Annotated in this window: 3 protein-coding genes and 1 pseudogene; 2 read left to right on the forward strand and 2 right to left on the reverse strand. The window is 62.2% G+C overall.

What is annotated here, in order from left to right:
- Nucleotides 1–129: 129 nt before the first annotated feature.
- Together VFE81_RS19735 and VFE81_RS19740 are read right to left on the reverse strand one after the other, a co-directional pair.
- Nucleotides 130–1,221, reverse strand: coding sequence for a porin (locus tag VFE81_RS19735; protein ID WP_325046207.1), 1,092 nt, complete (start codon nucleotides 1,219–1,221; stop codon nucleotides 130–132).
- Between the two features lie 510 nt (nucleotides 1,222–1,731).
- Nucleotides 1,732–2,235, reverse strand: a complete 504-nt coding sequence (locus tag VFE81_RS19740; RefSeq protein WP_325046208.1) for a hypothetical protein — start codon at nucleotides 2,233–2,235, stop codon at nucleotides 1,732–1,734.
- Nucleotides 2,236–2,791: 556 nt separating this feature from the next.
- Between VFE81_RS19740 and VFE81_RS19745 the strand changes: the two genes are divergently transcribed.
- Nucleotides 2,792–3,820, forward strand: coding sequence for a bile acid:sodium symporter family protein (locus VFE81_RS19745; protein ID WP_325046209.1), 1,029 nt, complete (start codon nucleotides 2,792–2,794; stop codon nucleotides 3,818–3,820).
- 277 nt (nucleotides 3,821–4,097) lie between these two features.
- Nucleotides 4,098–5,951 (forward strand): annotated as a pseudogene (locus VFE81_RS19750) (EAL domain-containing protein).
- Nucleotides 5,952–6,000: the final 49 nt, after the last annotated feature.

Below are 6,000 nucleotides of genomic sequence, written 5' to 3' on the forward strand. Positions count from 1 at the left end.
GAAGCGGGCGCCACAAGCGACAAAGCCCACCTTCCGAAGAAAGTGGGCTTTGCAGGCGTTGCCTGGTTCGGCAGAGTTGGCGTCACGCGGCACCTGCTTGCAGGCGCCGCCCGCCTTGACCCGAGACGCTTAGAACTTCGCGCGAAGGCCTACGCCGTACGTGTCGCCGCTCGACTGGCTGCTGATCTTGTCGTACATATAGGCCGCGTAGATATCCGTGCGCTTGGACAGCGGATAGTCGTAGCCGACCGAAGCCGTTTGACGGGTCTGGTTGAAGCCGCCACCGTCGCGCGAATAGGCGTACGACGCCATCACCGAGCCCGGGCCGGCCGGTACCGTCACGCCGCCCTGCCCCGTATTCACGTGCCAGCTCGAAACGGTCTGCTGGTTATACGTGTACATGTACTGGCCATAGAACTTCACGAATTTCATGTCGTACGACGCGCCGACTTGCGCGACGCTCTGGCTCTTCAGGCCCGGAACGCCCGACGTACTGAAGCTGCCGAGGTCGCCCGGCACGCTGTTGAAGTTCACGTACTGGTACACCGCGGTCGCCGCAAACGGGCCGTGGAAATACAGCACCTGCCCGCTCCACTTCTTCGAACCGTTCTCACCCGCCGTGTTGCCGAGCGCATACATCGCCGTCGCGGACAGGCCGTTGAAGTTCGGCGATGCGTACGACACCGAGTTGCTCCAGCCCGAGTCGCCGGTCACGCCCTGATCGGTCGAGTAGGTCGGAAACGTGCCGAGGCCGAGATACGTATGCCATACCATCGGCGAGAACTGGTACGAGTCGACGAACGGATTGAACAGAATCGTCGACACGAACAGCGGCGTGGTCTGACGGCCTGCCGTCACCGTGCCGTACGGCGATTCGATACCGACATACGCGTTACGCGAGAACATCGTGTCGCCTGTGAAACGGCCGTACTGGCCGTTCTGCGCGAGGAAGAAGCCCTCCAGCGCGAAGATCGCCTTGTAGCCGTTGCCCAGATCTTCAGCCCCCTTCAATCCCCAGTACGACGTCGACATGCCGCCGCCGGACACCTGGACAGCCGTCTTGCCCCCCGGGAATTTCTGCGCGCCGACCCATTCGTCGACCTGACCGTAGAGTTGCACGCTCGATTGCGCAAAAGCAGACGATGCACTGGCGGCCAGCAGGGCGGCACACGCGGTTGCCTTGAGGGTGGTCTTCAGCGCACTGCTGATGCTTGTTTTCATGGGTTCTCCTGTCTTTGTCAAAAAGGTGTGGCTGTGCGAAAGGGGGAGCTCGCGCGAATTGTTGTTGTCCGTTCGATCATCGAGCCAATCTGGGCGAGACCATCTTTGCGGACCATTTTTATGGACAAAAATATCGTGGCTTATTGCGGGTATAGCGATCTGATTAGTTTTGTCACTTATCGGCCTGATAAAGCACTGGCTGCGTCCGTAGTCACCGCATCGCCGCGGACCTTGCGGTCCGGCGCAAAACGTTACTGACATGGCACCCGACCGGGTGATAACGCTTCAGATGACATGCGGATGACGCGTCGCGGCAAATTCCACCAAATTTGACGACGGGAGACGGTTTGTTGCCGAATGTTTTCAAAAAAGTGTGGCGTCGAAACGTCACATTGACACGGGCTTTTTGGACGGAAGCGAGGTGAGATGCCGCCGCAAGCCGGCTTGAATGCCGGAAAGGCGGATTCGGCGAAGCGTGGGAGGGGAGTTCGGTGAGACGAAGAGGGGTGTTTAGTTACGGTACGGCAAACCTTCCTGCTGACGCGGATCGTCCGTCTGGCGCTGCATTGAACGCGAGGAGCCGCGCTCTTCGTTGTAGCGGGCGACATCGGCGCGAATCGAACCGGCGCGAACCGGTGCGTTGGGCGGCGGCCGCGGCACTGCGCGCGATTCGGCGCTGACAGGGGTGATAGCGCCGGCGTACTGCATCCCGCTGCGGCCCTCGTTAGGATATCCGCCCGGTCCGGCAACCCGGCGCATACCTAGGTTGTAGCCACCAAAGCCGTTGCCGTAGCTGCCGGCCACGTTATTGCGAGCCGGGCTTACATTGGCGGCGCCATAGTAATAGCCGCCGTTGCGCGCATCACCGCGCATGGCGTGCCCCGCAGCGGCATGCGAGTAACCGTCACCACCGCCGCCGTGCGGCATGCCCGGCACTTTCGCGTAGGCGAACGAACACAGCGCAGCGATAACCGCGCCCAACGCCCAGTGCTTCGTTCTCGAGAACCCGTCCACCAAGTGACTCACATGCCCGAAGACCTGCCTGAAGCCCACCGTTCGAGCTGCGATGGACTTGTTCTGGGACCGGCACGAGCGCTGCGTATCTGTCGCGGCGCGAGGCATCCCGATGGCCTTTGAGCAGTAATTTATGGGTGCAGGCAAAGGGTGTCGAGCCAAAAAGTGTTAGGCCTCGACCGCTGTTGTAACACCTTGTTACTGCGACGTTTTTCCGCGACAAGGCCCTTGCGCGAAAGCCTTGAAACAGCTTGATTGCGCGGCTATATCGAGACCCGCTAAACGTGCTTGCGTATGACGAATTTCAACCGGAATTTTCGCCGGATTGTCAAAACGGCAGTGGACCAAACAGAGACGGTCGCCAATACTGGAATTGGCCGTGGGCATTGGCTGAAGGCGGTCGATGCAGCAACTTAATGCACGAAGCTCATTAATCGATTCGGCAAATGAATTTGCATATTCAATCAATTTTCAACAACAATAGTCGTTTTCCATAGCTTGAGGCGGCGCATTCGCGCGCGCCCTGCTTTCCGCATCACCGAATTGAGATTCCGCCATGGCTCGCCCGAAACTGCTTCCCGACAATTTCACCTTGTGCCTCGTGAGCACCGTGATCCTTGCCAGCCTCCTGCCGGTTCACGGGCAAGCCGCCGTCGGGTTCAACTGGGTGACGAACATTGCGGTCGGCCTGCTGTTTTTCCTGCACGGCGCCAAGCTCTCACGCGAAGCGATCGTTGCGGGCGCGACGCACTGGCGCCTGCATCTGGTAGTGCTGCTCAGCACGTTCGCGCTGTTTCCGCTGCTCGGCCTCGCGCTTAAGCCGCTCCTTTCGCCACTTGTCACGCCGGCGCTCTACGCGGGGATCCTCTTCCTCTGCACGCTGCCGTCGACGGTTCAATCGTCTATCGCGTTCACGTCCATTGCTAAAGGCAATGTGCCGGCCGCGGTGTGCAGCGCGTCGGCCTCGAGCCTGCTGGGTATCTTCATCACTCCCGCACTCGTCAGCCTCGTTGTCACCAATCAGGCTGCGAGCGGCGGCGCCTCGCCGTGGCACACGGTGGGCAACATCGTTCTGCAACTGCTGGTGCCGTTCGTGGCCGGGCAGTTGCTGCGCCCGTTGATCGGCAAGTGGATCGAGCGTAATCGCGGCGTGCTGAAGTTCGTCGACCAGGGCTCGATCCTGCTGGTGGTGTTCGGCGCGTTCAGCGAGGCCGTCAATGAGGGCCTGTGGCACCAGATCCCGCTGTCCGCGCTCGGCGGCCTGCTGTTGATCTGCGTTGTGCTGCTCGCGCTCGCGCTGGCCTTGACGATCTTCGTCAGCAAACGGCTCGGGTTTAGCCGTGCCGATCAGATCACGATCATCTTCTGCGGTTCGAAGAAAAGCCTCGCTGCCGGCGTACCGATGGCCAAGGTGATTTTCGCCTCGCACGCAGTGGGCGCGGTGGTCTTGCCGCTGATGCTGTTCCACCAGATCCAGCTGATGGTGTGCGCCGCGCTCGCGCAGCGCTGGGGTGCTCGCGACACCAGTGGCGAAACCCACACCGCCTCGCGCGAGCGGCCCGCCGCCGCTGTCGTGCGCCATTGAATACGCGCGCAATGCAAACAGGACATTCATAAGCGCCCTCCCTGAGCGTCATTTGAAGAAAGCCGCCTCGTGCGGCTTTTTTGTTATTTCACGCTCAAACGCCGTCGCTGTCGCCTCGGCCGGATGGCATAGGCAAAGTCCTGACCGCGGCAAAACCAGTCGGCAGCGGGCCCAAGGTCGCGACGCACCACTCCGGTGCGTCGCTTCACTAAAAGTTCACTTAATTCCAGGCCGGATGGGTCGATAAGACGAAGGTCGATCGCCACGCCCAACTGCCATGCAACCTCGTTCGCCCTCCCGGTCCGCTACGCCGCGTATCGATGAGTTGATCGCCCGGCGTGACTTGTCCGCCGTATTCCAGCCGATCATCGATTTCGACGACGGCGCGGTCCTCGGTTACGAAGGGTTGATCCGTGGGCCGGCCGGCACACCGCTCGAAGCGCCATTCGCCCTGTTTTCGCAGGCGCTCGCCGAAGGCTGCGCGCTCGAGCTCGAACAGGCCGCCGCGCGCACCTGCATCGACGCGTTCGCAAGGCTCGATTTCGACGGCAAGCTGTTTCTCAACTTCAGCGCCGGCGCGATCCGCCAGTTGGCCGCAGCGCTCGACGACACGCTCGCGCTACTGCGTCATCGCGGCGTCGATCCGCAACGAATCGTGATCGAGCTGACCGAGCAAAGCACGATTCTGGATGTCGCCAGCTTCCTGCCGGTGATTTCGTCGCTGCGCATGGCGGGCGCGCAATTCGCGCTCGACGATTACGGCACCGCGAACGCGAGCATGAATCTTTGGGTGCGCCTGCAACCGGACGTCGTGAAGATCGACCGCTTTTTTATTCACGGCATCTCCGGCGATTCGCTCAAATTCGAAGCCGTGCGCGCCATGCAGCACTTCGCCAGCGCAAGCGGCGCACGGCTGGTGGCCGAAGGCATTGAAGACGAAGCGGATCTGATCGTGGTGCGCGACATGGGGATCGGCTGCGGACAGGGGTATTTCTTCGGCCGGCCCCATGCCCAGCCGGCCCGCCGCGTCACCGACGACGCGCGCGACGCACTGCGCGCGGGTCACATCGCCGTGTTCCCGGAGAACACGCGCACGGTGAGCAGCGCGTCGCCGTCGGGCGGCATGGCGTCGGCGAAGATGATGGTGCATGCGCCGGCGCTACCGCGCCACGCGACCAACAACGACGTGTTAGAACTGTTCAACCACCTGCCCGATCTGCATGCAGTGGCGGTGGTCGAGCACGACGAACCGGTCGCGCTGATCAATCGCCGCAGCTTCATGGACCGCTACGCGCTGCCTTACCATCGCGAGCTATTCGGCAAGCGGCCGTGCCTGCTGTTTGCGAACGCATCGCCGGTGATCATCGAGCAATCGATGACCGTCGAGCAGATGGCCAAGCTGCTCGCGAGCGACGACCAGCGCTATCTCGCCGACGGCTTTGTCATCACCGACAACGACGGCAAATACGCCGGTCTCGGCACCGGCGAGAAGCTGGTGCGCGCGGTGACTGAAGTGCGCATCGAAGCGGCGCGCTACGCGAACCCACTGACCTTCCTGCCGGGCAACATCCCGATCAGTTCGCACATAGCCCGCCTGCTGGGGAACGACTCGGGCTTCTGCGCGTGCTACGTCGATCTGAACCACTTCAAGCCTTTCAACGATCAGTACGGCTACTGGCAGGGCGATGAAGTCCTGAAATTCGCCGCCGCCGTACTCGCCGACGTCTGCGACCCGACCCGCGATTTCCTGGGTCACGTCGGCGGCGACGACTTCCTGATCCTGTTCCAGAGCGATGACTGGCAGGACCGCGTACTGCGCGCGATCCACCTGTTCAACGAAGGCGCGCAGCGCTTCTACGCACCCGCCGACCGGCTGGCCGGCGGCATCCACGGTGAAGACAGGCGCGGCAATCCGACCTTCTTCGACTTCGTGACGATGGCGATCGGCTGCGTGCGCGTCGAGTCGGACGAGGGGCCGTCGCTTTAGAGCAGCGAGGAAATTGCGTCCGTCGCGGCGCTGGCGAAGCGGCGCGCAAAACACGAGACGAGCGGTTTCGTGCTGATCGATGCGGATGAGAGCGTGGCGCTGCTGCGTGGACAGGCGGACGTGGCGGCGATGCCTTTCGACTAAGCGCGTGGGCGCGCCAGCGCCAGCGCCAACGCCAACGCCAACGCCAACG

Source organism: Paraburkholderia sp. (assembly GCF_035656215.1).
Lineage (GTDB): Bacteria > Pseudomonadota > Gammaproteobacteria > Burkholderiales > Burkholderiaceae > Paraburkholderia.

Excerpts from the sequence above, each read along its gene's own strand:
- VFE81_RS19735 (WP_325046207.1), bottom strand. The coding sequence starts at position 1,221 with ATGAAAACAAGCATCAGCAGTGCGCTGAAGACCACCCTCAAGGCAACC.
- VFE81_RS19745 (WP_325046209.1), top strand. The coding sequence starts at position 2,792 with ATGGCTCGCCCGAAACTGCTTCCCGACAATTTCACCTTGTGCCTCGTG.